Source organism: Sphingomonas sp. F9_3S_D5_B_2 (genome assembly GCF_054263715.1).
Genome location: NZ_JBSZFB010000001.1, coordinates 57,680 through 84,100, shown reverse-complemented (window position 1 = coordinate 84,100; position 26,421 = coordinate 57,680). Strand labels below are relative to the sequence as shown.

22 protein-coding genes are annotated in these 26,421 nt (G+C 64.4%); 9 read left to right on the top strand and 13 right to left on the bottom strand.

Going from position 1 to position 26,421, the window contains the following annotated elements:
- Positions 1-58: 58 nt before the first annotated feature.
- Entirely contained in the window at positions 59-214 is a 156-nt protein-coding gene (locus ACUXST_RS00325; protein WP_458387963.1) for a hypothetical protein, read from the bottom strand.
- Between ACUXST_RS00325 and ACUXST_RS00320 the strand changes: the two genes are divergently transcribed.
- From ACUXST_RS00320 to ACUXST_RS00285, 8 genes are read left to right on the top strand one after another with little or no spacing between them, the layout of a single operon-like run.
- Positions 198-1,949, top strand: a complete 1,752-nt coding sequence (locus tag ACUXST_RS00320) for a PQQ-dependent dehydrogenase, methanol/ethanol family (protein ID WP_458387962.1) — start codon at positions 198-200, stop codon at positions 1,947-1,949. The genes ACUXST_RS00325 and ACUXST_RS00320 overlap by 17 nt on opposite strands.
- Complete coding sequence (locus ACUXST_RS00315) at positions 1,927-2,484, top strand: c-type cytochrome (RefSeq protein WP_458387961.1); 558 nt, start codon at positions 1,927-1,929, stop codon at positions 2,482-2,484. The genes ACUXST_RS00320 and ACUXST_RS00315 overlap by 23 nt, the downstream gene beginning before the upstream one ends.
- Positions 2,481-3,506 carry a cytochrome c oxidase subunit II gene (gene coxB, locus ACUXST_RS00310; protein WP_458387960.1) on the top strand — a complete coding sequence of 342 codons (1,026 nt, stop codon included), beginning with the start codon at positions 2,481-2,483 and terminating at the stop codon, positions 3,504-3,506. Before ACUXST_RS00315 ends, coxB begins: the two co-directional genes overlap by 4 nt.
- Positions 3,503-5,467, top strand: coding sequence for a cytochrome c oxidase subunit I (gene ctaD / locus ACUXST_RS00305; protein WP_458387959.1), 1,965 nt, complete (start codon positions 3,503-3,505; stop codon positions 5,465-5,467). The genes coxB and ctaD overlap by 4 nt, the downstream gene beginning before the upstream one ends.
- Positions 5,464-6,075: a cytochrome c oxidase subunit 3 gene (locus ACUXST_RS00300; RefSeq protein ID WP_458387958.1), complete on the top strand. Its 612-nt coding sequence runs from the start codon at positions 5,464-5,466 to the stop codon at positions 6,073-6,075. Before ctaD ends, ACUXST_RS00300 begins: the two co-directional genes overlap by 4 nt.
- The gene (locus tag ACUXST_RS00295; protein ID WP_458387957.1) at positions 6,072-6,404 is read left to right on the top strand and encodes a hypothetical protein; all 333 of its coding nucleotides are present in this window, start codon (positions 6,072-6,074) and stop codon (positions 6,402-6,404) included. The genes ACUXST_RS00300 and ACUXST_RS00295 overlap by 4 nt, the downstream gene beginning before the upstream one ends.
- Before the next feature lie 29 nt (positions 6,405-6,433).
- Positions 6,434-7,288, top strand: a complete 855-nt coding sequence (locus ACUXST_RS00290; protein WP_458387956.1) for a cytochrome c oxidase assembly protein — start codon at positions 6,434-6,436, stop codon at positions 7,286-7,288.
- Positions 7,266-7,685, top strand: a complete 420-nt coding sequence (locus ACUXST_RS00285; RefSeq protein WP_458387955.1) for a c-type cytochrome — start codon at positions 7,266-7,268, stop codon at positions 7,683-7,685. Before ACUXST_RS00290 ends, ACUXST_RS00285 begins: the two co-directional genes overlap by 23 nt.
- On the opposite strand, the gene ACUXST_RS00280 is transcribed toward ACUXST_RS00285, so the two are convergent.
- The 3 genes from ACUXST_RS00280 to ACUXST_RS00270 all read right to left on the bottom strand — a co-directional run bounded on the left by ACUXST_RS00280 (position 7,686) and on the right by ACUXST_RS00270 (position 11,851).
- A complete protein-coding gene (locus tag ACUXST_RS00280; protein ID WP_458387954.1) occupies positions 7,686-9,689 on the bottom strand; it encodes a TonB-dependent receptor in 2,004 nt (667 codons plus the stop codon).
- A gap of 219 nt (positions 9,690-9,908) precedes the next feature.
- Positions 9,909-10,922, bottom strand: a complete 1,014-nt coding sequence (locus ACUXST_RS00275) for an SDR family oxidoreductase (protein WP_458387953.1) — start codon at positions 10,920-10,922, stop codon at positions 9,909-9,911.
- Between the two features lie 122 nt (positions 10,923-11,044).
- Positions 11,045-11,851 (bottom strand): outer membrane protein, encoded by an 807-nt coding sequence (locus ACUXST_RS00270; protein ID WP_458387952.1) that lies wholly within the window; start codon positions 11,849-11,851, stop codon positions 11,045-11,047.
- Positions 11,852-12,295: 444 nt separating this feature from the next.
- On the opposite strand from ACUXST_RS00270, the gene ACUXST_RS00265 reads away from it, so the two are divergent.
- The gene (locus tag ACUXST_RS00265; protein ID WP_458387951.1) at positions 12,296-13,918 is read left to right on the top strand and encodes a hypothetical protein; all 1,623 of its coding nucleotides are present in this window, start codon (positions 12,296-12,298) and stop codon (positions 13,916-13,918) included.
- A gap of 22 nt (positions 13,919-13,940) precedes the next feature.
- Here ACUXST_RS00265 and ACUXST_RS00260 read toward each other — a convergent pair whose 3' ends face one another.
- The 9 genes from ACUXST_RS00260 to ACUXST_RS00220 form a co-directional block, all read right to left on the bottom strand.
- Positions 13,941-14,726 (bottom strand): hypothetical protein, encoded by a 786-nt coding sequence (locus ACUXST_RS00260; protein ID WP_458387950.1) that lies wholly within the window; start codon positions 14,724-14,726, stop codon positions 13,941-13,943.
- Positions 14,719-15,852 (bottom strand): glycosyltransferase family 4 protein, encoded by a 1,134-nt coding sequence (locus tag ACUXST_RS00255; RefSeq protein WP_458387949.1) that lies wholly within the window; start codon positions 15,850-15,852, stop codon positions 14,719-14,721. The genes ACUXST_RS00260 and ACUXST_RS00255 overlap by 8 nt, the downstream gene beginning before the upstream one ends.
- 31 nt (positions 15,853-15,883) lie before the next feature.
- A complete protein-coding gene (locus tag ACUXST_RS00250) occupies positions 15,884-17,833 on the bottom strand; it encodes a tetratricopeptide repeat protein (RefSeq protein WP_458387948.1) in 1,950 nt (649 codons plus the stop codon).
- The gene (locus ACUXST_RS00245) at positions 17,818-19,179 is read right to left on the bottom strand and encodes a hypothetical protein (RefSeq protein ID WP_458387947.1); all 1,362 of its coding nucleotides are present in this window, start codon (positions 19,177-19,179) and stop codon (positions 17,818-17,820) included. Before ACUXST_RS00245 ends, ACUXST_RS00250 begins: the two co-directional genes overlap by 16 nt.
- 39 nt (positions 19,180-19,218) lie before the next feature.
- Positions 19,219-19,920, bottom strand: a complete 702-nt coding sequence (locus ACUXST_RS00240) for a hypothetical protein (RefSeq protein ID WP_458387946.1) — start codon at positions 19,918-19,920, stop codon at positions 19,219-19,221.
- A 2-nt stretch (positions 19,921-19,922) separates the two neighbouring features.
- Positions 19,923-20,726 (bottom strand): ABC transporter permease, encoded by an 804-nt coding sequence (locus ACUXST_RS00235; protein ID WP_458387945.1) that lies wholly within the window; start codon positions 20,724-20,726, stop codon positions 19,923-19,925.
- Complete coding sequence (locus ACUXST_RS00230) at positions 20,723-21,802, bottom strand: polysaccharide biosynthesis/export family protein (RefSeq protein ID WP_458387944.1); 1,080 nt, start codon at positions 21,800-21,802, stop codon at positions 20,723-20,725. Before ACUXST_RS00230 ends, ACUXST_RS00235 begins: the two co-directional genes overlap by 4 nt.
- Before the next feature lie 32 nt (positions 21,803-21,834).
- On the bottom strand, positions 21,835-23,565 hold the full coding sequence (locus tag ACUXST_RS00225) for a glycosyltransferase (RefSeq protein ID WP_458387943.1): 1,731 nt from the start codon (positions 23,563-23,565) through the stop codon (positions 21,835-21,837).
- A 297-nt stretch (positions 23,566-23,862) separates the two neighbouring features.
- Positions 23,863-26,388 (bottom strand): hypothetical protein, encoded by a 2,526-nt coding sequence (locus ACUXST_RS00220; protein WP_458387942.1) that lies wholly within the window; start codon positions 26,386-26,388, stop codon positions 23,863-23,865.
- Positions 26,389-26,421 lie beyond the last annotated feature (33 nt).

Below are 26,421 nucleotides of genomic sequence, written 5' to 3'. Positions count from 1 at the left end.
TGGAACTCTGCAGGACGACATGTATTCACTCCAAGGGTGAGCATTCCTGAACGGCTGTTCAGGTTCCCGCCTGCAGGACGGGGGTGTGAATGAGACGACGAGGACCGGCAATCATGATCGCTTTTGCAGCGATTTTGGTGGCGCTCGCCGTCATTTTTCTAGGTTCGCGCAAAACGCCCACATCGTCCGGACAGCTGGTGACCGCGTCGCCCATGCCGGGCGGTCCGTATGCAGCGGCACCCGGCGCCGCGTCCCCGGCCGACAACGGCAATTGGGAAATGCCCGGCAAGGACTTCGCGTCGACGCGCTTTTCGGCGCTCCGCGAGATCACGCCGGCGAACGTGTCGAAGCTGGGGCTGGCGTTCACCTTCTCGACGGCGACCACCCATGGCTACGAAGCGCCGCCGCTCGTCGTGGGCTCGACGATGTACCTGATCACGCCGTTCCCGAACTATCTCTACGCGCTCGACCTGACCAAGGGCGGCGCGCTCAAGTGGGTGTTCAAGCCCAAGCCGCTCGCCGCCTCGCAGGGCGTCGCCTGCTGCGACACGGTCAACCGCGGCGCGGTCTATGACAACGGCCGGATCTTCTTCAACACGCTCGACGGACAGACCATCGCCGTCGACGCGAACAGCGGCCAGCAGGTCTGGCGCACCCGCCTCGGCAACATCGAGAAGGGCGAGACCATCACGATGGCCCCGCTCGTCGCCAACGGCAAAGTGCTGGTCGGCAATTCCGGGGGCGAAATGGGCGTTCGCGGCTGGATCGCCGCGCTCGACGAAGGCAGCGGCAAGCTGGCCTGGAAGGCCTTCAACAACGGTCCGGACAAGGACGTCCTGATCGGCTCCCGCTTCAAGCCTTTCTATGCCTCGGACAAGGGCAAGGACCTCGGCGTGAAGAGCTGGCCGCCGGAGGCCTGGAAGATCGGCGGCGGCACCGTCTGGGGCTGGCTGAGCTACGACCCAGAAACGAAGATGATCTTCTACGGCACCGGCAATCCGGGACCCTGGAATCCCGATCAGCGGCCCGGCGACAACAAGTTCACGACCGGCATCTTCGCGCGTGACGTAAACACCGGCGAGGCGGTCTGGTACTACCAGAGCTCGCCGCACGACCTGTTCGACCACGACGACATCAACGAGATCATTCTCGCGGACATCCCGTGGGGGAACGGACGTCGCCCCGCGCTCCTTCACCCGGGCCGCAACGGCTTCTTCTACGTGATGGACCGCCGGACCGGGCAAGTGTTGAGCGCCACGCCGTACGGCTACATCAACACGGCCAAGGGCGTCGACCTCAAGAGCGGACGCATGATCCCCGTCGCCGAGAAAGAGCCGAAGCAGGGCCGCGTTACCCGCAACATCTGTCCGGCAGCGCCTGGCGCCAAGGACTGGAATCCCGCGGCGTTCAGCCCGGTGACGGGCCTCGTCTACATCCCGCACCTCAACATCTGCATGGATGAGGGGCCGATGCAGGCCAACTACATCTCCGGAACGCCGTACGTCGGCGCCGACGTGAAGATGTATGGCGGCCCCGGCGGCAACCGCGGCGTCTTCACCGCCTGGGACCCGGTCCACAACCGCAAGGTGTGGGAGATCAAGGAAGACCTGCCACTGTGGAGCCCGGCGCTCGCGACCGGCGGCAACGTCGTCTTCTACGGCACAATGGACGGCTTCTTCAAAGCGATCGATGGTCGCACCGGCAAGCTGCTGTGGCAGTTCAAGGCAGGCAGCGGGATCATCGGCCAACCGATCAGCTACCGAGGGCCCGACGGACACCAGTATATCGCGGTCGTCGCGGGTGTCGGCGGCTGGTCTGGGGCCGTCGTCTCCAACAACCTCGACCCGCGGGACCCATCCGGTGCGCTAGGCTGGGTTAACGCCGTCAAGGATCTTCCCCAGCGTACCACTGCAGGAGGCATGCTCTATGTCTTCCGGCTTCCGGGCTAGCGTCCTCGCAGCCGCCGTGCTGTCGCTGGCGCTCGTCGCCTGCGACCGCGAAGAGCGTCACGGCCGGTCGAAGCCGCTCGGCGAGAACGTTCCCGCCGGACCGAGCCCGGGCGTGCTCTATGCCGGCGGCGTGCCGACCAGCAACGCCAACGACCCCCGCGCGAAGCTGTACGAAAACAATTCTCCGGCGCTCGCCGAGGGGCAGCAGCTGTTCATGTGGATGAACTGCGTCGGCTGCCACGCCCATGGCGGCGGCGGCATGGGTCCGCCGCTGATGGACGACGAGTGGCGCTACGGCGGAAGCATGCAGCAGATCGCCGCGACAATCGTCGAAGGACGACCTAACGGCATGCCGTCGTTCCGCGGCAAGCTGACCGACGACCAGGTCTGGAAGCTTGCCGCTTACGTCCGTTCACTGTCTGGCCAGCAGTCCAAGGACGTGGTTTCAAGCCGCTCGGATGAAATGAGCACGAGCACGCCGCAGACGCTCGCTCCCCGCCAGCCGGTGCGCTCCGCGGACACCGCCCAGCAATGACCCTGAGCCCGGGCAAGCAGACGGCCGCGCTCGCGCTGCTTCTCGGCGGCTGTTCATACCAGAACTACCAGAGCACTTTTGCGAACGCGGGCGTCGAGACCCGCGAGTTCAACACGCTGTTCATCATCTTCCTGGTCGTTTGCGGCATCATGTACGCCGCCGTGATCGCCTTTCTGATCGCCGGGATCGTTCGGCGGCGCCGCGCCGGCGAAGCGAACATCGTCGAGCAGGGGCGGCACCATGAATCCCATCCGCTGATGCGGACCGGATTGCTGAGCTGGGGAGCGGTGATCGCGGTCGGGCTCGCCGGTCTGAGCATCGCCAGCTTCATCGGCGACCGGTCCATGGCCAAGGCGGCGGCCAACGAGAAGCTTTCGATCACCGTCACTGGCGAGCAGTGGTGGTGGGACATCACCTACAATTCCGCCGACGCATCGAAGACGCTGCGCACCGCGAACGAGCTTCACATTCCGGTCGGTGTCCCGGTCAGGCTGATCCTCCGTTCGAACGACGTGATCCACAGCTTCTGGGTGCCGAGCCTCACCGGCAAGCAGGACCTTATCCCAGGGCGCGAGAACGACATCACCATCGTTCCGACGAAGGTCGGCATCTATCGCGGCCAGTGCGCCGAGTTCTGCGGGACGCAGCACGCGCACATGGCCTTCGTCGTCAACGTCGACAGCTACGCCGACTTCCAGAAGTGGTGGACGCATCAACTGCAGCCAGCCGCCATGCCGACCACGCCGCTCGCACTTGCCGGCTATAATTACGTGACCACCCGCCAGTGCAGCGTCTGTCACAACATTTCGGGAACCAAGGCGTCCAGCATGGTCGCCCCCGACCTGACACACCTCGCCAGCCGGCGCACCATTGCCGCAGGCACGCTGCCGATGAGCAAGGGCAACCTATACGGCTGGGTCCAGGACCCGCAGTCGGTCAAGCCTGGCAACCACATGCCGACGATCGGGCTCGAGCCGAACGAGCTGCATGCCGTCGTTGCGTATCTCGAGACCCTGAAATGACCGAACAAGAGCGCGTCGAAGAAGAAGACAAGAGGCTCGCCGCAGAGCGCGAGAAGATCGTGCGCGACGGACCAGACCTGAAGGGCGCGAAGCTCGAGGCACGGCTGCACGCGACCTGGCACCGGCAGCCGGGCATCATCGGCTGGCTCGCCACCGTCGATCACAAGGAGATCGGCCGCCGCTACATCATCACGGCGCTCATATTCCTGGTCCTTGCCGGCGTGCTCGCGCTGCTGATGCGCATGCAGCTGGCCCAGCCCGACAGCAACCTGATCAGCGCGTCACGCTACAACGAGCTGTTCACGATGCACGGCTCGACGATGATGTTCCTCTTCGCGGTGCCGGTGATGGAGGGCGTCGCCGTCTACATCATCCCGCTGATGCTGGGGACGCGATCAACCGCCTTCCCCCGGCTGAATGCCTTCAGCTACTACATGTACCTGTTCGGCGGGCTGATGCTGTGGGGCGCGTTCGTCCTCAACATCGCGCCGGACATGGGGTGGTTCGCCTACACGCCATTGTCGGGGCCGCAATTCTCGCCGGGCAAGCGCGCAGATGTCTGGGCGCAGATGATCACCTTCACCGAGGTGTCGGCACTTGCCGCGGCAGTCGTCCTCATTGCCACCATCCTGAAGGCTCGCGCTCCGGGGATGACGCTTGCGCGGATGCCACTGTTCGCCTGGGCCATGCTCGTGCAGGCGATCATGATCGTCTTCGCGATGCCGTCAGTGGCTCTCGCGTCCAGCTTCCTGATCTCCGATCGCTTGGTCGGAACGCAATTCTACAATCATTTCGAGCATGGCGACGCGCTGCTGTGGCAGCACCTCTTCTGGTTCTTCGGCCACCCCGAAGTGTACATCATCTTCATCCCGGCGACCGGCTTCGTCAGCACGATCACCGAGACCTTCTGCCGCCGTCCCGTCTTCGCCTACCCGGTCATCATCCTGGCGCTGATTGCGACCGGCATCCTCGCCTTCGGCCTGTGGGTCCACCACATGTTCGCCACGGGCCTGCCGCGGGTCGGCTACAGCTTCTACACCGCGGCGAGCATGACCGTGTCCATACCGACCGGCCTGCAGATCTTCTGCTGGCTCGCGACGATGTGGGACGGGCGGCCGCGCTTCCAGGTGCCGATGCTCTATGTGGTGGGTTTCATCGTCACGTTCGTCATCGGCGGACTGACAGGCGTCATCATCGCTGCAGTGCCGCTCGATCTGCAGCTGCACGACACATACTTCATCGTCGCGCACTTCCATTACGTGCTGATCGGCGGCGCGGTGTTCCCGCTGCTTGGCATCCTGACCTACTGGTATCCGAAGATTACCGGGCGGATGATGTCGGAGAAGCTCGGCAAAATCAGCTTCTGGATGGTCTTCCTTGGCTTCCAGCTGGCGTTCTTCCCGATGCACTTCTCGGGCCTGCTGGGAATGCCGCGCCGGGTTTACACCTACCCGGCGGGCATGGGCCTGGAGCTCCCGAACCTGCTGTCTACAATCGGCGCCTTCGTGGTTGCCACTGCACTGGCGATCTACGTGATCAACGGCATCGTCTCGCTTTACCGGGGCGCCATCGCGTCGGATAATCCGTGGGACGCGGCAAATCTTGAATGGGCGACGAGCTCGCCGCCGCCGGTCTACAATTTCGAGCACATCCCGGTCGTCGAAAGCCGTACGCCGCTGTGGGACACGGAAGGCGAGCTGCCGGTCATCACCGGTCTTCGGGTCGATGAGAAGGAGATGCTGCTGACGACGGTGGTGGCCGCGGTACCGGACCTGCGCGAGCCAATCCCCCACGCCAGCCTGTGGCCGTTCGTGGCGTCCTGCGCGGTGGGCGTGTTCTTCGTCGCCTCGATCTTCTCGCCCTGGGCGATCGCCTTCGGCATCATCCCGTCCACCATCGCGCTGACAGCCTGGTTCTGGCCCAAGAGCCTCGAGCGAACGCCGGAGCCGGTGATCACATGATCCGTACGCCGCGCTTCACCCAGGACGTCGCCGACCTGCCGACCTCCAAGTTCGGGCCGAGCAGCCTCACCTGGTGGGGGATCATCGGATTCATGGTGGTCGAGGGCGCTGCGTTCGGGCTCGCCTTCGCCGCTTATTTCTTCCTGATGGGCCATGAACAGGGCTGGCCGCCGGAAGGCCGTGCCGCTCCGGACGTCCTGGCCGGCACATTGTTCACGATCCTGATCATCGCCAGCGAAGTCCCCAACACGATGATCAAGAAGGCCGCGGAGGCGCGCGACGTGCCCACCATTCGCAGGCTGTTGCCGGTCATGGTGGCGATCGGCGTCGTCCTGCTGATCATCCGCGGGTTCGAGTTCAACAGCCTCAACGTGCGCTGGAGCGACAACGCCTACGGCTCGATCGTCTGGGCGCTGCTGCTGCTGCACACGACCCACATCCTGACCGACTGGTTCGACACGCTGGTGCTGATGTTCCTGATGCGGACGCCGCTCGGGTACGAAGGCCGGCGGCTCGTCGATACCGACGAGAATTCGCTCTACTGGCGATACGTCTGGCTGCTCTGGATCCCAATCTACTTTATGATCTACTGGGTGCCGCGGCTGTGAAGACGCATGCCATCCGCGATCGCTTCATGCCCTGGGCCGGCCTCGCGCTCGGCACCACCGGCTATTTCATCTTCCACCAATTGGGGTCGGATGCGACGTTCCAGGATTGCCGCGTCGGCAGCCCGCTGGTCGTCATCATCGCCATGATCATCGGCCTGGCGATGGCCGGGCTGGGTGCATTCGGGTCGTTCGGGGTTTTTCGCAACGAGAACGAGGCGCCGTCGCGCCGGCTCATTTCCGTCGTCTCGTTGCTGGCCTGTGCGCTGTTCGCCATGGCGACCATTCTCCCCTTTCTCGCATCCATGATCATCCCGCGATGCTGGGCTTGAGGCGCCTCTTTCCATTGGCGCTGGCGTGCGTGGCTTCGCCGGCGTTCGCCCATAGCGGACATGAAGCGCATGAGCATGGACTCGGCTGGACGCTCGACCCTCTGCTGACGGTGCCTCTGGCCCTTGCGTTGATCGTCTATGCGGTGGGCTGGTGGCGGCTGAGCCGGCGAGCGTCGCAATCGCCACGGGGCTGGCCGTTGTTCGTCGGGGGGTGGCTGGTGCTGGCGCTGTCGCTGGTTTCGCCGGTGCATGAGGCCGGCGAGCGCAGCTTCACCATGCATATGATCGAGCACGAGATGATCATGCTGGTCGCGACTTTGTTGCTCGCGGCGTCCGGATCGGGCGGGGTGCTGGCCTGGGGCCTGCCGCGGCCGTTTCGGACGGCACTCGGGGGCAGCTGGAAGTCGCCAATTTCCGCATCGTGGAAGCGTCTCACAGAGCCCGTCACGGCAACGGCCGTGCAGGCGGTCGTGATGTGGGTGTGGCATGCGCCGCCCTTGTTCGACCGGGCCCTGGACAGCTTCGGCTGGCATATCGCGCAGCATGCCTGCTTCTTCGTGAGCTCGCTGCTGTTCTGGTGGGCGATGCTCCATCCGCGCGGCCGTGAGAGCGGCTATGGTGTGTCGGCAGCCTGCCTGTTCGCAACCTCACTGATCGGCGGAGCGCTGGGCGCGCTGATGGCCCTCTCCTCCAGCCCCTGGTACGCGGACTATGCCGCAATGGGCATGACGGGTGTCGGACTGGACCCGACCGATGACCAGCGGCTCGCCGGACTCATCATGTGGATCCCCGGGGGGCTGGTGCACGGCGCTGCGGCGGTCCTGCTCTTCTATCGGTGGCTCAAGTCTGCGGAGGATAGCCATGCGGCCTTCTCCGTCCACTAAGGCCAGCTTCGGAGCGCTCGCCGGCCTCGTGGTGGTGCTCGGGCTGATCGGTGTCACGCGCGAGTATGTTCACGAACGGACGCAGCTGCGCACGCATGCGGCGGCAATCACCCACGGCGATCCGTGGCGCGGCGAGGCGATGTTCATTCAATATGGCTGCGGGAGCTGCCATGCGCTGAAGAACGTCCGCAATGCGACCGGGACAGTCGGCCCGCCGCTCGACGGAGTTGCGCTGCGCGTGATCATCGGCGGGCACCTGACCAACACGCCGACCAACATGCAGAAGTGGATCAGGGATCCGCAGCAGGTGTCGCCAGGCACCGCGATGCCGGACCTCAACGTTGGCGAGCAGGACGCGCGCGACATCACTGCGTTTCTGTATACGCGCGCGAAGTAGCTAGCGCAGGCGGACGCCGACCCAGAGAGTGCGGGGCGTGGCGCGCTCGATCGAGCCGTCACCGTTGATGCCGGCTTCGACGAGCGCGTTGGTGAGGTTCTCGCCGCGGGCGACAAGCTGGAACCTGCGTCCGAGGGGCCAGGCCGCCGAGGCGTCCAGGGTAGTCGCGGCCTTGAGCAGGTGCGTGTTGAGGTCGTCGTCGAACTGGGCACCAACCCTCCGGACGACGATGTCGAGCGAGCGGCCGCGGTCCTGCCATCCGGCGGATAGCGTGGCGGCGAAGCGCGGCGTCTGGGCGGGACGGAGGCCATCGAGCTGGGCTGCGAGGCCTTGGTCGTGGACCCGCGCGTGCATGAGGCTCAGCCCCGCCCCGAGGGTCCAGGGGCCGCTCGACCAGTCGGCTGCCGCCTCGATGCCGCGGACGTTCACCGCGCCGATGTTGCGGCGCTGACCATATGTGCCCCCTGCTCCGACGAAACCGACGCCTGGGAACGTGCCCGGTCCCTCGCCGAGCGTGACGTTGGCGATCGCGTTGCGGAGCCGGTTCACGAAGCCGGTAGCGGACAGCCGAAGGTCGCCACGCACGAACTCGGCACCCGCCTCGACACCGGCGAGCCGCTCCGGCTTCAGATCCGGGTTGGCCGCGGTTGCATCGGCACCGGCGCGGAACGGCCGGAACAGCTCGTTCAGCGTCGGCAGACGCCAGCCAAGGTAAGCGGCCGATCGCAGGCTTAAGCCGCTGCCGAGCGCAAACACGGCTCCTCCGCGCGCGGTCGGAAGCCAACCGTCCCGGTCCGGATCCCGTTCATCTCGGACCACCGCGCCGGTTGCGAGCTGGCGCTCGAGCAGGTGACCCTTCGAGACCTGCCAATGATCCAGTCGGGCACCGCTCGTCAGAGTCAGCCGGCCAAGGTCGGCCGTGATTTCGCCGAACATGCCGGCAGTGAACGTCTCGCCTCCAGCCCTGCGACGGCGCGTCGGTTCGCCTGCAACGAAACTGTAGAGCTCGCGCGACTCCCCGTCGGTGCGCCTGGTGTCCGCGCCGAGCCGCAATTCGATGCCGTGCGGCATAGGCGGGCGGACCTCCAGACTGCCCCCGATCCCGTGGGAGGGCACCGAATCCTGGAGCGAGACCTGGGTGGCCGTGGCGCGGCCGGCACTCACGCTCGCGAAGCTGCTCATCACATTGCGCGCTTGCCAATAGCCGAGCGCAGTCCACTGCCAGGCGCCGCGTCCCACCAGCCGCACGGATGCGTCGGTGCCATTCGTGCGGTTCTGTGTGAAATCGGTCCCGCGCGTGCGCCAGTCATGGAAGGCATCGAGGCTCGCCAGAAGGTCGATCGAACTTGCGTGCGGCGTGGACCAGCGGCCGCGAACGCTCCAGTCGCGATACGGCGCCGGCTGGTCAGCGGGGCCCCGCGTTGCGGCGGTTACAGGAACGAATCCCCTGCCCCGCTCCGCCCGCGCGGAGAGCGAGACGATCCCATCGCCAGACTCAACGGCCAGGCGGCCCCGTGTCCTAAGTGCGTCAGGGCTGCCCGCGTCGACTTCCCCGCTTGCACCCGCGTCACTGCGGCTGAACATCTCGATGGTGCCCGCAAGCGAGCCGGGCCCATTGGCGACGCTGCCGCCGCCGCGGACGACGCGGATTTGCTGCAGCTCGAGCGGATCGTAGGCCGGCCAATTGACCCACCCGCCGAACGGGTCCGTCTGCGGAACGCCATCAAGCACCAGCAGCGCCCGGCTGGACGCATTGCCGCCGAGCGCACGCAACGTGACGCCCTGGCTCGTCGGATGGCCGCTCCGCGCGTCCGAGCGCCGGAAGAGTTGCACGCCGGGCACGCTTTTCAGAAGCTGCCCCAGCTCCTCGGTGGGGAATGTTTCGATCCGGCGGCGGTCGATGTGCTCGACGGCGTAAGCGCGGTCAGCCTTGGCCTCGGCAAGCGCCTGAGCGGTGACAATGATCGCCGGCTGCGCCAGCTCAGCAGGCGGCGCCAGCGGCACGTTCGATCAGCGAATGTCGTAGAGCGTCGCGGCGATCGTCAGAATGGAGGTCGCGACCACAGCCAGCAGCGCCCAGGGAGACCACCAGGGCCAGGAGAGCCGGTGCGCGTCATCCTTCTTTGCCATGGCGAGTCTCTGCCTGAGGGGGAAACCTTCGTCCAGTGAATCCGGCGCCGCGAACATCGACTTCGGCCAGAAAAACTGCAGCAGCCGCAAAGGCTAAGCTGCAGAACTCTTGAAGAAGCCGAGATACCACGGCAGCGCGGCCCGAAGCCCCCGTTCGACGGTATGCGTGGGTGCATAACCGATCATCCGCTGAGCCTTGCCGATATCGGCCTGCGAGTGCCGGACGTCGCCCGGCCGGAACGGCTCCATGGCCGGCTCACGGTCGTAATGGACCTGGTGATCGCGCAGGCCGTCGCGGATCATGCCGAACAATTCCAGCAGGGACGTGCGCTCGCCGACGGCCACGTTGAAAACTTCGCCCTGGATTTCGTCAGGGGCAAGGGCCGCACGGATATTCGCCTGGACGGCGTTGGCGACGAAACAGAAGTCGCGGCTGGTCTGGCCGTCGCCGTTGATGACGACCTCTTCCTTGCCGATCATTGCCGCGGTCCATTTCGGGATGACCGCGGCATAGGCGCCGTTCGGGTCCTGACGCGGTCCGAAGACATTGAAGTAGCGCAGGCCAGTGGCCTTAAAGCCATAAGCGCGCGCGTAGATGCTGGCGTAGATCTCATCGAACAGCTTGGTCGCCGCATAGGGAGAGAGCGGCGAACCGATCTTCTCTTCGCGCTTGGGTAGGTCCGGGCTGTCGCCGTAGGTTGAGCTGGAGGCCGCGTAGACAAAGCGACCGACGCCGGCCTGTCGGGCTGCGTCGAGCAGGTTCAGGAAACCGGTGACGTTGACGTCGTGCGACGTCAGCGGATCTACCATCGAGCGCGGAACCGATCCGAGCGCTGCCTGGTGCAAGACGACGTCGATACCCTGGACAGCCTCAGTGCAGGCGGTCCGATCGCGGATGTCGGCTTCGACGAAACGGAAATTGGAGCTGTATGCCTCGGGTACGAGGCGCTCGAGCTCTTCGAGATTACGCCGATGACCGGTCGCGAAATTATCGAAGCCGACGACTTGCTGGCCTGAGCGGAGCAGCGCCTCGACGAGATTGGAACCGATGAAACCGGCGGCGCCGGTTACGAGCCAGGTGCGGGGGCGTTCGGCGAGCGCCGCCACAACGTCTTCGCTGAGAATTGCTCTACTCCGTTCTTACGCGGCATCATGAAACGAAAGGGGACGGACCGAAGTCCGTCCCCCAGGTTTGCTGCCCGTCGCCAGGCAGCTTGTAGAGTGAAGCCTTACTGGCCGCGCTCTGGCGCCGGCGGCGGCGGAGGCGGCGGCGGCGGCGGTGCTGGGCACACGTCGGTCGCCAGGATCACCGAGCCGTCCGGGCACGTCTGCGTAGCAGGCGGAGGCGGAGGTGGCGGCGGCGGCGGCGGCGGCGGCGGCGGAGCCTCAACCACACCACCGAAGTTGTAGGTCAGGCTGGCGAGCAGCGAGTGCGACTTCCAGCGACCCATAACTTCTTCAGTCGGCGTCTCTTCAAGATCGTACTTCGTGTTGAAGTAACGATACTTCAGACCGGCTGACATGTTCGGGCTGACGGGGAAGTTCACGCCAGCGATGATCTGCCACGCGAGGTTCGAGTCAGTCGCACCGAACGAGATCGACCGGATCTTGTAGCTCGTACGAGCAACACCGACACCACCGCCGATATAGCCGCTGACGCCCACGTCCGAACCGAAGTCTGCGAGGAGGTTTCCCATCGCCGAAACGGTACGGGCCTTGCCGCCATCGCTGCCGAGCGTTCCGGAGTTCGGAATGTCGACGTTCGTGTGGTCGATGCCAGCACGCTTCCAGCCGAGTTCGGCTTCTGCACGCAGGAAGCCGAAATCATATCCGGCAATCGCGTCGACATCGATGCCGAGCTTGTGATGAGTGCGAAGGCGCCCATCGTTCGATCCGACATATCCTTGATAATCTTGATGCGCGGTGAGGACGTCGAGAACGCCCCCTTCGATCCCCACGTAGGGAGATCCGTCGCGTGCTACAGCGGGTGTAGCAATCGCGAACGCCGCAACTGCTGCCAGCAGAAGGTTACGCATTTAGTTGGCCCCTTTTCTATATCAGACGACAGCCGCAACTGACGTCTGCCCAGATTGTTTCAGGTCTCGCAGCTATTCGCAAGAATCTTTCTCGCAACTGTTGCTGTAAAGCGACACCCTTGGTGGATTCGAAGCAACGCAACTTCCGTTAACTTCGCACTTAATTCCCACACTAGTCAGAAATGACTGACCGGCAGGCTCTAACCATTAAATGATGGCCGTGCCCAGCCCTCATTCTACCCGAACCAATTTTTAATCGACTAACCGCCAGAAACGAGAGGCTAAGCTCACGCGCACCCATAGGCGTCTTGCCATCGGACCGGCACTGCGCCACGCCACGGCCGGGCGCGAGCCGGCGCGGCCGTGGCGGTCCTTTCCGCCATGCGAAGCCGGAGGCGTTCCCTCCGCATTAGAACAACGAGCCAGGCTCCAGGAGCTACAGTAATGCGCATTTGTTTGTACGTCGGCAAAGCCGCTCCGCCCGAGGCGCAGGAGGAGTGGCTCGCCAACGCCAAGTCCACATGCGACGTCTATGCCAGTAACCTGTACCGGGAGTTCACGAAGCGCGGGCACGAAGTCGTCTTCGCAAGCTCCCTCTCGGCGCGGCCAAGCAATTGTTCCGACGAGGAGACCGCGAAGCGGGTCGCTCGCTACGAGAAGATGACCTTCCCGGAAGCGGACCACGCCATCTGCCTTGAGCAGAACGGCTGGCGATACCGTGACCGGATCTTCTTCGAGAAAGCGCGGGCCGTCACGAAGGGGCTGATCTGCTCCATTTGCGACCATGATGCCGTCGTCGACGGGCCCCAGGATTTCGTCTTCACTGCTCGCAGGCCGCTGCACCCCTCCCGCGCGCGTTACGTCGGGTGGGCTGCCGACGCGGATATGTTCAGGCCGCAGAAGGACCCGGAGTGGCTGACCATCTTCGTCGATCACAAATATCACTCCGTCCCGAAGGCCGACGAGACCGAGGCCCTGCTGAAGAGTGCGACCGCCTATGCGGCCCGCCTTGCGGCCGAGGAGCGCCGGGTTGGCGACCCGCCGCGGCGCGTTCAGGTGGTATTCTTCTCTCCGAATGGTCTGGAGCGGATCGAACCTGGCGAGGTTCGCGATGTCGATCTCGGCACCGACCGGCGCTCGTTCTACAAGCGCGTCCCGGGACCGGAACTCGCCCAGTGGACGCGCAAGACGGACATCTTCGTCGTCACCCATGGTGAAAGCATGGGGCTGCCGATCCTCGAGAATGCCCTTGCTGGAGCGCTGATCCTCAACCGCGAGGGTTTCGTGAAACCCGATCTCCTCCGCTCGCTCGCTCATCAGGAATATACGGCGATCGAGCAGATCAATTGGGACGCCCTCGTGGCGAGGCTGAATCCCGAGCGGTTCCGGCGCCGCGCTTCGCACTTTACGTGGTCGCGCGTCGCCGAGCGGATGCTCGACACCTTCGCCGGGCGCAGCGAAGAGGTGAAGCCCGAGCCTCGCCAGCAAGGAACGCTCCTGATTGCGCCGCCAGCTAAGGTTTCAGCGCCTCGCTTCTCGGAGCTGGCGACCTGGCAGTGCAAGAACGTGGCGGTAACCCCGCGAGCGGAAGCGGAGGCCTTGGTGCCGCTGCAGGGTCAGAACCACTTCCTTCGCAGCGAACTCAACAAGAATCCTTGGCCGGAAACCTTCACCCTTACGTTCAACGTGCGCCCGAATGGCCGCGACAACCTGGGCGTGTGGCTTTGCGGCGAGTTCGAGGAAGAAAGGGCGGAGGCTCGCTTCGACCTGCAGTCACTGGATGTCAGCACGGGCCGCATTGCCAATGGCTGGGGGCTGCTGCAGGCCAATGCTATCCGCCGCGGCGATGAAGTCGTTTGCCAGATGGTCGTCCACAGCGACTGGGCGCCTGTCCTTCGCTGTTACATGCTGCTCGCTCGCGGGGAGAGCCTCGACTTTGAGCCGGATGCCAACGAGCCAGGCCTCGAGATCCGGCGCATCATGGTCGAAAAGGGCTTGGGATTGATGATTGACGTCGGCGAGCCGGAGACGAGCCAAACCGAACTGCGAACTGCTGCAGCCCACTGAACCGGTTAGGAAGCCTTGGGCCTCAGGCGTAGCCGAACACTGCCTGGTAGCCCGCACATCGGCGCCCGATTTCCGCCGCGCGCTCCATCAATCCGCTCTCGAGTCCGCGCTCTTGGGGCGCTCGACGGTCGGGCGAAATATCGCTGCCGTGCCTCTCGACCTCGAAGCCGCGATCGAAACGCTCCATGTGGGCATCGACCCGTGCGCCCGGCGTCCAGCCGACGAACTCGGTGACTTGCTGCTGGACCGTCACGGATGAAGTGAAATCTTCATAGCGTACGACCTCGAAGGGCAGGTCGAGCTCCCTCAACATGTCGCGCAAGGCGACCAGCCCCTGCGCTTCCCGCACGCAATATTGCGCCACCCAGTCGTCGTCGAACCGCTCCAGATTGCCCTGGAGCCGGTGCTTTTCGAAGAAGCTGAGCGCCACGTCTGCGATATTGCGGACGGTAATGAGGACCCGCTGCGGGCGGAATGCGTCAATGACGCGGAAATGTTCTTCGCAGAGCACCTCCTTGAATGCCCAGCGGCGGCCGCGGAGCCTCGGTGCCATCAGTTCCCGGAAGCGCTCTTTCGCGTTGCCCGCCGGGGCAAGCCACTCTTGTTCGCTGGCGCCCATGCCGAAGTCCTCGAGCTGGATTCGAAGCAGGCGCGGATTGGCGGTGCGCGTGAAGAACGGCTCCACGAACACCAGTTGTTCCGGCGGGCGGCTGAGCCAGTTACACAGCATTGTGCTGCCGGAACGACCCATCGCCGCGATGTAGAAGTCGGGGGGCGCTACACCCGGCGGAAGCAGACGGTCAGGCACACGCCGCGTCCCGCAGCAGCTGAAGTTCGGCGGGAATCACCCGCTCCTGTGCGGTCTGGCGCCGCACCCTTCCAGCGGCAGCGGCGGACCGGTCGAGAAACAGCTGCGGATCGTCGAGCATCGTGCGGAGCCCCACAACGAGCCCTTGCACGTCGTCCGGCGCCGCCAGCGCGGCACAACTCTCGTCCACGAACTCGTTGACGGCCGGAATTGCGTTGGTGACCGGGACGAGCCCGGACGACATCGCCTCGTCCCTCGAGACACCCTGGGTGTCGAGGCGGGTCGGGACCAGGAAGATGCCGTGCCGGCGATGTTCGGCGGCGATTTCCGATTGCGCGAGGAAACGTCGCTCGACGCGCACTCCCTCCAGGCTGTGAAGCGGAGCCGTGGTTTCGTCGAACAGCGGTCCGTCGCCAATCATCGTGAACCGCGCCCGTCCCTGCGTTTCGCGCGCGAGTTGCTCGATCACCGCGACGGTCATGTCGTTCCCGTAGGTCGGAGAGTCGAACGGCCGGATCGTCAGGACATCCCAGCGATCGTCCGCCGCCTTCGGAGCATAAGCGAAAAGCTCCGTGTCGATCGGGTTCGGGATGACGGCAAACGGAACATGGTCGATTCGGTCGCCCCAGTCCTCCCGCGCCATGTCGACGGCGCTGTCGGAGACAAAGACCAGACCGAAGTGCTTGGGCGCGCGCTCGAGGAACGCACTCCAGAAGCGGCAACGCTCTTGCACGGCGAGCAGGGCTCGCGACCGTTCGGCCGGTTCACGGATGCAGGTAGCCTTGGCACGGAAGAAGGCCGGAATCTCGGACCCGTGAAGCCAAGCCCGGACCGGCACGGTTCCGGCAAGGGGCTCAAGCACCGTCCACATCTGCTCGGCAAAGCCGTGAGCGGCGATGACGTCTGGTCGCCAGCTTAGTGCGAAGTCCTGGAGCACCGCGGCGTTGCCGCTGTGGCAGCGCACGTCTTCGAACTCGTGGGTGCTGAGGCCGGCCTGTTCCGTGGGCCGGAATACGGCGACCTCATGGCCTGCCCTGCGGTAGGCGAGAACGCGACGATGGACGAATGGATATTGGTAGAAATCGCCCGGCGCGGGGTATGATCGAACGACGACGAGAATTCGCATCAAAGGACCGGTCGAGGGCTACGGATGCGCCCTATCGGATGTGCCGCCAGAGCCCGCCGCTCAGACGCAGGTTCTCCGGGCTACCGCCAAGATAATCGCGCAGCGCGGACAGGAAAGCGTCCCGCCAGCGATCGGCGTGCGCATCGGGGCTCTCCTCGGGGAACGGGTCCGGCATCTGCGTCAGGACGAAACCGATCCGATCGCCTTCCCATTTGGGCGCGCAGAAGAATGACGGCGCACCGACCCGATGCGCAGTCCGCGACGCGAAGCTCGAATAGGTCATTTCCTGTCCCTCAAACGGGACGCGCGGAGCCGCGAGGTTGATGGCGCCGTCGACCGCAATCACTACGGAATAGCCAGCACGCAGGGACGTCATGAATGAACGGGCGACCTGCATGTCGTCCTGGTCGCTGGTCGATATGAGCGATTGCGCATAGGCGGTTCGCGCCACGCTGGGAGTGGATGCGAGCCAGCGGGAGCGCACGCCCATCAACTCCAGGGCAAGCGGTCCCGCATACATCGGGCCGATGTGTGCGGAGGCGAGAATGATTCCGTTGCTGCCGTCGACGCTTGCCAAGGCCCGCTCTGGCTCGCTCAGGTCGGCAAGCTGCGACATCGCCTCGTGGACGCGATCGTCCCGGCACTCGAGCCAGTCGAGCAGGTAATGGTCCGCCAGATGACCCCAACGGGCCTTGCGCTCCCACTCTTCGCGGTCGTTGGGGCGAGTGGTGCTGAGTTCCCAAGCCCAGTCCAGGCGCGCCTGCGGGATCTTGACGGTGTCGACCCGGTCCCAAAGCGCCTCCAGGCCTTGCTCGAAGCGCTTTGGCAAACCTCGACGGCGCTCGGTGACGAACGAGTGGAAGAGCTTCTCTGCTTCCTTGCGGTGCCCGGCCTGGCTGAGCGCACCGGCGGCATAGCGGCGCCAGCGCGATGAGGTCGGCTGCATTTCCAGCAGGTGCCGGAATTCAGCAGCGGCTTCATCGTAGCGGCCCGCTTGCTTCAGTGCCCTGGCGTAGAGCGCGCGCGCCTGCGGGACGTTCGGCTGCAGCCTGGAAGCCTTTTCCAGGTAGGGAATTGCCGCCTCGTAGCTGCGGATGCGGAGCAGGGCCTCGCCCATCGATGTGTTCATCCTCACATCGTCGGGAGTCTGCTCAAGCGCGATCCTGAACTGGCTGATCGCCTTGTCGTACCGGTCGGGGTCCTGGGATGCCATGTAGCCATAGCCGACGAACGATCGGACCATCGGCCCGTCCCAGCCCTCCGCAACAAAGCGCTCGCCGACTTCGATCACCTTCTCCGGCCGCTCGGCATCGAGGAGGGTGCGCAGCACTCCGATCGCAAGTTGCTCGTCTTCAATTTCCGCTTCCGCGAGTTCGGCGGCAGCGTCGGCGGCAATTGCGGCCCGCCCGCTCCGGTAGAGCGCAAGCAGTGCCATGTAGGCGAGGCGGGGCGATTCCTCGAAACGATCGATGAGTGTTTCCGCGTGTGCGCCCGCCCGCTCGACTTCGCCCGACTGCAGCAGGGACTGGACGTAGGAGGCCTGGGCCGAAAGGTCGTCCGGTCGAGCGCGGGCCAGCTTCTCCGTGTCCTTCAGCGCCTCGGGCCAACGCCTCAAGCGGCCAAGCAAACTCGCGCGAAGACGGAGGTCTTCGACGCCGTCGGGATCGATCGACAGCAAGATGTCGAGCAGCTTCGCGCCGAGTTCGAACTGGCGCTGTTCGACGAGCCACCCGGCCACAAAGCGACGCAGGTCCGCGCGGGCATTGGGTAGATCGAGCACGTCGCCGCGCAGGAGATCGAACCCGGCACGATCGCGGCCGCACCGGATCAGTGCAATGGCGTAGCCGAGGCGGAACGAAGCTTCGGTCCGTTCAGCCTTGGTGAGTTCCCGCTCGTAGAAGGCGCGGGCTTCCGACCATTGGCCGCTGCGCAGCAGCCCATCGAGCTGCTGGTGATGGCTGAGTTCTACCGTCTGTTCCATCGCCGCACTACTTGATCCCAACGGAAGTTGGGAACGCTGCCGAAGCGCCCGCCGGACCGGCGGGCAGCGAACACCAGGGCATAGATGAAGGCCAGGAACAGCAGGATCGGCACGATGATCGGGAACCCGTCCCGCACCTTGGGCAGACCGGCCACGGACATGCCGACGATCAGCACGAAATAGCGGCGCTCCTCTAGGACGCGGAGATACGCCTGCTGCAGCGTGTTCATCGTCGACTGCCACCGGGCCTGCGCGATTTCCTTTCGGGACGACGCGCTTTCAAACTCGTCAGCAGTCTTCTGCAGAGACGAGCCACCCGGATTGACGAGACGGCGATGCTGCTCGGCGATTTGACCGGTGAGATCCTGCACCTTGGCGGTGAGGCCTGGCAGAAGCGGGCTGTCCGTAAGACCCTGGCTCAGCAATGCGTTGCGCTCACGTTGCGCGTCGGCAAGCTGAGACTCAAGGCTGCTGATCAGAGTGTAGATCGCGGTTGCAGTCTGCTCCGGACTGAGGTCGCCACGACGCGCCTGCACGGCGGCCAGCGATCGCCGTGATTCCGCAACTTGCCGCTCGGCGCCCTGAACGTCGCGCGTCAAAGCCGCGATCTGGTCACGGCTTATCTTGTCCGAGAACTGGTTCACGTGCGTTTCGGCGGCGGCCAAGATGGCGTTGCCGTACCGCACGGACTCTTCCGGCGTGCGAGCCTGAACGAACAGCCGGAGGAGGCCCTCCTGCAAATCCACGGCAACCCGGACGCGCTTCTGGTAGTAGGTGTAAGGATCACCATTCAGGCCAAGCGGGCTCTTGAGCCGGGTCAGCGGGTCGATGTGAGCGGATTCGAAACTGCTCATCATCCCGTAATGCTGTTCCATGTAATCCATCATCGGTCGGGAGAGGATGAACTCACGCGCCTTGAAGGCGTCACCGATGCTGGCGCCCGCGCCGCCGAAGCCGAACAGTCCGGCCGCCGGCGACTGCGGCGTGTCGGCACTGGTTTGAACAGTGAAGATCGCCTGCCCCTCGTAGAGTGGCGTTGCGACCCACCAGATGTACGACATGATAGCCAGAGCGGGAACAAGCACGAAGAGCGCGATCCGCTGGGCGATCTTGCGCCACTGAGCGCGGCGCCGCTCGAGAATGGCAAGGCGGGCGTCCTCGACGCTAATCGCGTCAGGAAGCGGACGGCCTTGAATGCCGTCGCCCGGACCAGGACGGCCGACGCGAGCCGAGACATCGTCGACGTCCGGGAAAAGCTCGTCCATCGGGTCGTCAACCACGGCCGACCGCGCAGGCGGCTGACCCCGTTCCTGGCGCCATTTGCGAATTCGTTCGTCGTTATTCATCGCTCACCGCCTTCAGGGGTCGGGATGTGGATTGGATCATCATGCGAGGTCAAAGGACGCAAGCTCCTCGTCTGCCACGTTGGCTGCCACCTCTTCGGTGATCGACGAAAACAGCTCGTCCGCTTCCTCGTGGGTTCCGCACTCGATCAGCTTACCATGAACCAGCACCGCGTGTCGGTCACAAACTTCCTTGGTGAGCCGAGGCGCGCTCGTGATGAAGATCAGTCCCGCCGATTCAAGGCGCTGGTGCAGTGCGACCATGCACTTCTGCGCGAAGGCGCGATCACCACCGGCGAGGCGGCTGTCCGCGATGTAGGTCGAGGCGGGGAGCCCGTAGGTCATCGCAAAGGCAAGCTGCGCGCGCATCGCGCCCGTCCACATCTTGATCGGGTGGAAGTAAGGCTCTCCTAGCTCCGAGAACTCCGCGCAGAAAGCAGAGAAAACGTACGGGTCGAGACCGAACAGCAACGCCACGTTGCGGGCGTTCTGGTCGCCGCTCAACTGCGGCTGGATGGCGCCGCCGTAGCCCAGGGGGATCCCGCCCTTGTCGCGTACGACCCGGCCGCCGTTCGGCTGGTCGACCCCAGCGAGTAACCGCATGATCGTCGATTTGCCTCCGCCGGGCGCGACGAGGAGCCCAAGCTTCTCGCGTGTGCCGACGATCAGAGACGCTTCGTTGAGCACGACCTTCGGCATGTCGAACGACATGTAATAGCGCGTGCACTCGATGAAGCCCCACACGGTCAGATCCTCCGCAGGAACTTGATCGTGAACGCGACGGCGAAGATGCCGAAGATCCACAGGATCACGTAGAGCGGATCGGCTATGCGGGACTGATAGTGGAAGAGCATTCCGTCGCGGGCGAACTCCACGGCGTGGAGCACCGGATTGTACTGGAACGCACCGAGCATCTTCTGCGGAAGCTCGTTCGCAACGAAGAAAATGCCCGACAGGAAGATTGCGGGACGAAGCAAGGGGCCTGCGATGTACTGGAACGTCACGTTGATGACCGCCAGCGTCGAGAACAGATACCCATAGGCGGCACCGAGACCCCAGCAGAGCACCACTCCGGCGATGAACTGTAGCGGGTTCTCAAGCTCCCAATTGCCGAAGATCACGTAATTCAGCCCGGCGATGAAGCCGAAGATTACGAATGAATTCCCGAGTTCGACCAGACCCATCGCGATGGCGGCATGTTCGCGCGTGACGGTCGGGAAGATGACCAGACCACGCACCGACCCGTTCACACGGCCCATCGCGCCGATGACCAGCCGGAAGGCGAGGAATGGGATCAGACCGGAGATGATGAAGGTGATGACGTCGGTGTAAACCGGCGCGCGGCGCCCGAGGATGCTGAAGCCGAAATAGGCGCTGCCGATCCACACTAGGGGCGCAACGTAGGTCCACGTATATCCGAAGGCGCTCTCACCGAAGCGGGAGGCGACCTCCCGCCGCGCAAGCGACAGGATGATGTAGAGGTGATCGAGCAGGCGGTCGGCGAGCCTGCGTTCCGGAGGCAAGTATCCGGCAGTGCCGGCGGCGATCACGGCAGCGGGATCGTCGCGGCGGAGCGGAGGGAAGCCATACCCTGCGAGAATGCAGCGATGACCTGGCGGCTCTGTGCCCACGGCGCGCTCGAGATCAGCACGGCGTCGCCGTCACGGAGATCGAACCGGCCGGCAAGTGCGATCGCCTCGGGCTGGCGGAAGTTCACCTGGTAGACGAGCGGCGGGCCCGAACTGCCGGGCTGCTGCCGCATCACGAAGACGGCGCGCGGATCGGCCGCTTCCGGACTCAAGCCGCGAGCCTGACCGATGGCATCAAGAAGGGTGAAGTCGCGCTTGGGAATACGGACCTGCCCCTGAAGCCCTGCCGCGCCAAGCACTGTAACGTTCTCGACCAGCTCGTGCAGGAGGACCGAGTCACCCGGCCGAAGCGAGATGTCGAGCGCCGGGTACTGGTAAATGTCAGCGAGACGAACCGTCCCGGACGCGCCGTTTCGCCGGACCGTGACGGCGAGCATGTCGGGGTTGTCCGCTTTCGGAGCGATCTCGGCGAGCAGCTCAGTCAGGCTGGAGCGGCCACGATCGATCGGGAATGCGCCGGTCTTCGCCGCATCGCCCTGCACCGTGATCATCCGGCTCCGCGCGTCAACTTCGCGGATGTCGACCTGCGGCTTCAGGACGACCGTGCGCAAACGGTTGAGGATCGTCGACCGGAGCTGCGGCATGGTCATGCCCGCCGCGTGCACCGCGCCGACGAACGGCAGGTAGAGCTGGCCTGACTCATCGACGGTGAGCTGGCCGAAGTCCGACGAGCCCGCGGTCGTGAACACCGTCGGCGTTCCGCTTTCGAAGATTCGCACCTGGAGGCGATCGCCAACGCCGATTTTGTCGTAATCGTACTCGGGCGTCTTCCCGAAAGCGGCCGGCCACGATGGCTTCGCATTGCCATCCTGCGGAAGGTTGGTTGCCGTCAGCGGCACCAGATTGATGCTGCCCTGCTCGGACGACGCCTCGATCTCCTTCAAGGAAGAGACCGGACGCGGCAGGTTGCTGCACCCGCTCGCCAACAAGGCAACGACCAGCGTCGCCCACAACCGCATTTGAACCGGAGATTTCATAATTCGCCCACGCTGTACTCGAACGTCGAGGCTCACGCTACTCGGCGGCGCTCGCTCAACCCGAGCTCTTCATCCGCCAGGCGGAGCCCATTCACGGTACAGGTCACATATTCCTTGAGCATGTGACCAACCGAGAAGTTCCGGTCCAGGAATTTGCGGCCTACCCCGTCTTCGCTGAACAGTTGCTGATCTCCCGCGCGTCCGACGAGCTCGCGCACCTTGGCAACGAGACCTTCGAGGTCGGGCTTCTCGGCGCACTCCAGAACGTATCCCGTCGTGCCGTCGATCAGACATTCGGCGGCTCCGCCGGCCGGGGTCGTGACCACCCGCACGCCCATGTACTGGGCTTCGATGAGCACGTTCGGCAGACCCTCGAACCGCGAGAGCAGTACGAGCGTGTCCATCTTCGACATCCAGTAGCCGACGCGGGTCGACCGGCCGACGAACAGGATCCGGTGCGCAATGCCGAGTTCGGCCGCAAGCTCTTCGGCGTTCGGCTGCAGCCGGCCACCGCCAACCAGGACGAAGCGGGCGGTCGGATGACGCTTGAGGTAGCGCGCCGCGAAACGGATCCACAGCAACGGCTGCTTGTCGGTGTCGAAGCGGAAGACTCCGCCGATCGTCTGGTCGGCATCCGGGGTGGAAGCGACGAATTCGTCCCAGCGCCGCGCGCAGTCGTGCGACGGCTCCGGCTTCATCGGCTCGACGCCATTGTAGACGATGTCGAAACGGTCCAGCGGCAGGTGCAGCCATTCGGCATAGGCCCGGGCCGCCGAGATGCTGTTGCTGACGAAGCGGACGCCCGGGACTTGCGCCATGGCGCGGTAGAGGACCTCGTATTCCGGCCGGTACATGTGCCGCCGCATGCTTGGCGGAAGGCCGCGGATCGCGAGCTGCACGTGCGGCACTCCGGCCATCAGCGCAGCGAAGCCGGCAAAGAGGCAAGCTCCGTCCTGCCAGATCGAAGCGGTATCGGTACCGGACTCTTCGAAGTGCCTGGTAAGCCGGCGGACGCCGTAGTTCACCGGCGACGGCAGATAGTCGAGCAGCTCGACGAGGACCGGCTCGTCAATGCCGAGCGTACGGTTCGAGAGCGGCTTGAACTGATTGATTTGCCCAAGCTCGCAGCCTGCCGCCTGAACGTCGTCCAGGTAGAAGTCGTTCTGCTTCTCGGGGCCATGCGACCGGACCAGGATCTCGACCGGGCGGTTGAGACGCACTCCGGCGATCGAGCCGGTCGACTTGCGAGCGCGTTCCAGCTCGATCGCGAGCCGCGTCAGTTGGCGCTCGGCGCCGCCGGGGCCGAGGCTGCCGGTGATCAGTGTCAGACGGCCAAGCGCAGAGCCGCTGCTTGCAGGCAGCTTGCGATTACGGAAGTACAGAATGGCATGCTTCATCGCGATGATGCGCGCGTCGACACCCTCGGGGATCGGAGAACCCTCGAGCCGGCTGAGCAAGTCATATTTGCCGAGCGCCCGGCGGATGACGCCGTGGCGCCAATTCTCTTCGGGATATTTCCCGTCCATCGGCAGCAGCAAATTGCGGGCCCGCGTCAGTTCGCCAGTCGGCAGGAGCCGCTTGGCGTAGGCGAAGCGTACGGCGTCGGATTCGGGCTGGATGACCAGCAGCTTCTCGAACAACTCGCGGGCGCGGTCGTGGTCACGCGCGTCATACAGGAATTCGGCCTTCTCGAGCAGACGGGAGTCGTCGCCGGCTTCGCCGAAGTCATGGACTTCGATCAGCGCGAGCGCCTCGGTGAACAACTTCCGCCTGAGCAAACGCCGCACACGGGTCCGCCAAATGGCCGGATCGCCCGGATGAACATCTGCAAGCGCGAGTAGTTCTGTCTCGAACTCCGCATCGTCGTCGATAGACTCGAGACGCTGCAGGACTTCAGGATCAATCCGCTCAGCGTGATGATCTACAATGATGCGGGAAGAAGTTGTTAAATTCGGATTAAGTTCACTGGAAACTTCCGAGCCGCATTCATTTCGTAACGGCATCAATTCCATTGCGGTCCCCGCTCTGCATGGTTTGCATTGCGAGAAATAGCTTTAAGGTCAACCCGCTGACTCCATTACAAAGCCCGATGCGGATGCACGTCGCTGGGCAAGTGTGGCACATCGGTCACGGTTTCTTTCCGCATAATCGTTGGTCGGATCGACTTGCGCGAGCCGCTGCCACAGTTCCGCAGCCTCCGCGAACCGGTATTGCCGCATCAATTCAAGGGCAAGCCGCCGGATCGTCGAAGGGTCCCGCGGTTTGAGCGCCATCATCTGCCGGAGCAGCGGTTCGCGCTCGTCGACATCACCATCGCCCTCCTCAATCGCCTTGAGACGGACGCGGACGCCGCTGAACATCTTCGCCACCTGGCGGTCCGTACGCTCGCGAGGACCGAGATGCTTGTTAAGCGCGGCTGCGAGCCGCAGTCCTTCCTCGTAATCTTCCGCCGCTGCGAACAGGCTGAGCTTCTTCAGCGCCCTGGGCTCCACGCGCTGGAAGAAGCGGTCCATTTCGGCCTGAACTTTCGGAAGGTCCGGGTCTCCGGAAGCTCGCAGTGCTCCGTAGGTCTCCAACGCCGTTGCGTAATCCTCCGCGGCGACTGCCAGCCGCCCCATCCAGCGCCTGACGAGGAAAGTCTCGCCTGCACGCCCTCGAACGCGTTGGAGCAACTCCAGCGCTTCATGGATCTGGCCCGCAGATTGAAGCGCACGCGCAATGTACACAGCGCTTCTGGCGTCTTCCTCGAGGATGGCGCCAGCCTGCTCGCCAGCCTGGATGACCGCAGCCATGTCGCCGCTGTCGAATGCAATCCGGATATTCTCGCGCGCCTGCGACGTCATGTCGCGCAGGAGCTCGCGCGCCTCCCCGGCCAGGCGCCCTGTCGGCACCTGCTTGCTTTGCACGCCGTGGAGATCGGCAAGCGATCGGGCGAGCGCGTGAGCTTCTGCGATCAGCCCCTCGGCATAGAGCAGCCGAGCGGATTGCAGCGCCGCGTCGAGCAGCGTGTTCCTGCGCGTGGCAAACTCCGGCCCAACGCGACCCAAGCCGACAGCGATCGGGATCGACGCAGCCATCGCGCGCTGCATCCCCTCGTTGAAGGCGTCCTCCATCAGGTCGATGGTGCCCGCCTTGTCCGCCGCCGCAACGAGTTCCAGGCCCGCCGCGAACAATTCCTCGTCGCGATGGCGAAGTGCCCAGAAGCAAAGGCCCAATGCGCCGGTGGACGACGCCCGGATGTTTTCGAGTATCTCGGCGCGCCACTCCTGCACTTCGGACTCGTCGGCATGCGTGGAAATCATCTCGAGCGCATGCAGAGCGGACGAAAGGTCGCTTCGGTCGCGGCGGTACAGCTGCTTGGCGTAGTTGATCGCAAGGTCGATCTTGCCAGCCTTCTCGGCGGACTCTGCGGCACGCTGGTAGAGAGATGAACTCTCGACATCGTCGGCGACGAGATCCTGCGCGATCTTGAGGGCACGCTCGTGGTCGCCGACAGCCGTCGCGACTTCAAGCAGGGCGACCCGCACAGCCTCCGAAGGTGCGCGTCCTGGAACCGCATGCGACAAGTCCGCCATCGCGCCACGATAGTCACCAATGCGCGAGCGGATGACTCCGCGAATGCGCAACAGCTCGGCCGCATCGGGATATTCGTCGATCGCCGCGTGCAATTCACGCGAGCCCGCGAAGAAGTCGCCCAGCTCGATCGTATTTTCTACGCGAGCGGCGATTTCCAGGATTTTTCGTGACCGTGGGTCACCAGCAGTTTGCGATTGGGCTCCAAGCCGGGGCACGACATAGGTCTGGTGGATCGAGCTGTAGACGCGGTCGGAGAACGCCGGGCTGTAGTGCGTGAGATCAAGGCCGCCCTTCTCGAGCGCAGCCTCCTGTCCCACCTCCAGCATCAAACCCGTAGGATCGAAGACCTCCGCCTCGATCTGTTCCGAAGCGACCTTCACCCAGCGGATGAGCCGATCACGCGTCGGCAGCTGCTCTCCATCAGGCGTGACCGCGTTGATGTGCGTGACGAACAGCACCTTGTCGCGGCCAAGCCGCTCGACGATCTCCGCCATGTCCTTCTTCACGGCCTTGAACGTCTGCTGTTCGACGGAAAGACTTAGCAGCAGGTCGCGATCTTCTTGCGACATCAAATGATAGGAACGATGCTGCTCGAGGAAATTCACCAGGTCCTGGCGATGACCTTCGCGAAGCTTGTTCCAGAAATGGCGCGACCGCTCCGTGCTGGCGAAGAAGTCGGCGAAGTGGCGATAGACGAAGTTGATCTGGACCGTGTCTTCGCCGCTCGTGATGCGTTTCGCCGAGCTGATCTCCACGATGTAGAGGTCGGCCGGCTGCCAATCTTCGGTCAGTGCCGTGCGGTCTTCGCTGCGAAACACCAGCGGCAGGACCTCCGGGCGAAACTGCTTCTCCCCCTGCATGAAGCGAAGCTGCTGGAGCGCCTCGTCACTTGTGTGGACGAAGCCGTAATTGCGCCTGAGATCGACGTCGATCGGGTAGCGACCGACGGCACGGCTCAGTGGCGTGTGGATGCGGCACGTCCCGAGCGGCGCGATCCTGAAGTTGCTCAATTCAACACCTGAACTGGTTCGTCCCCGTGGAGA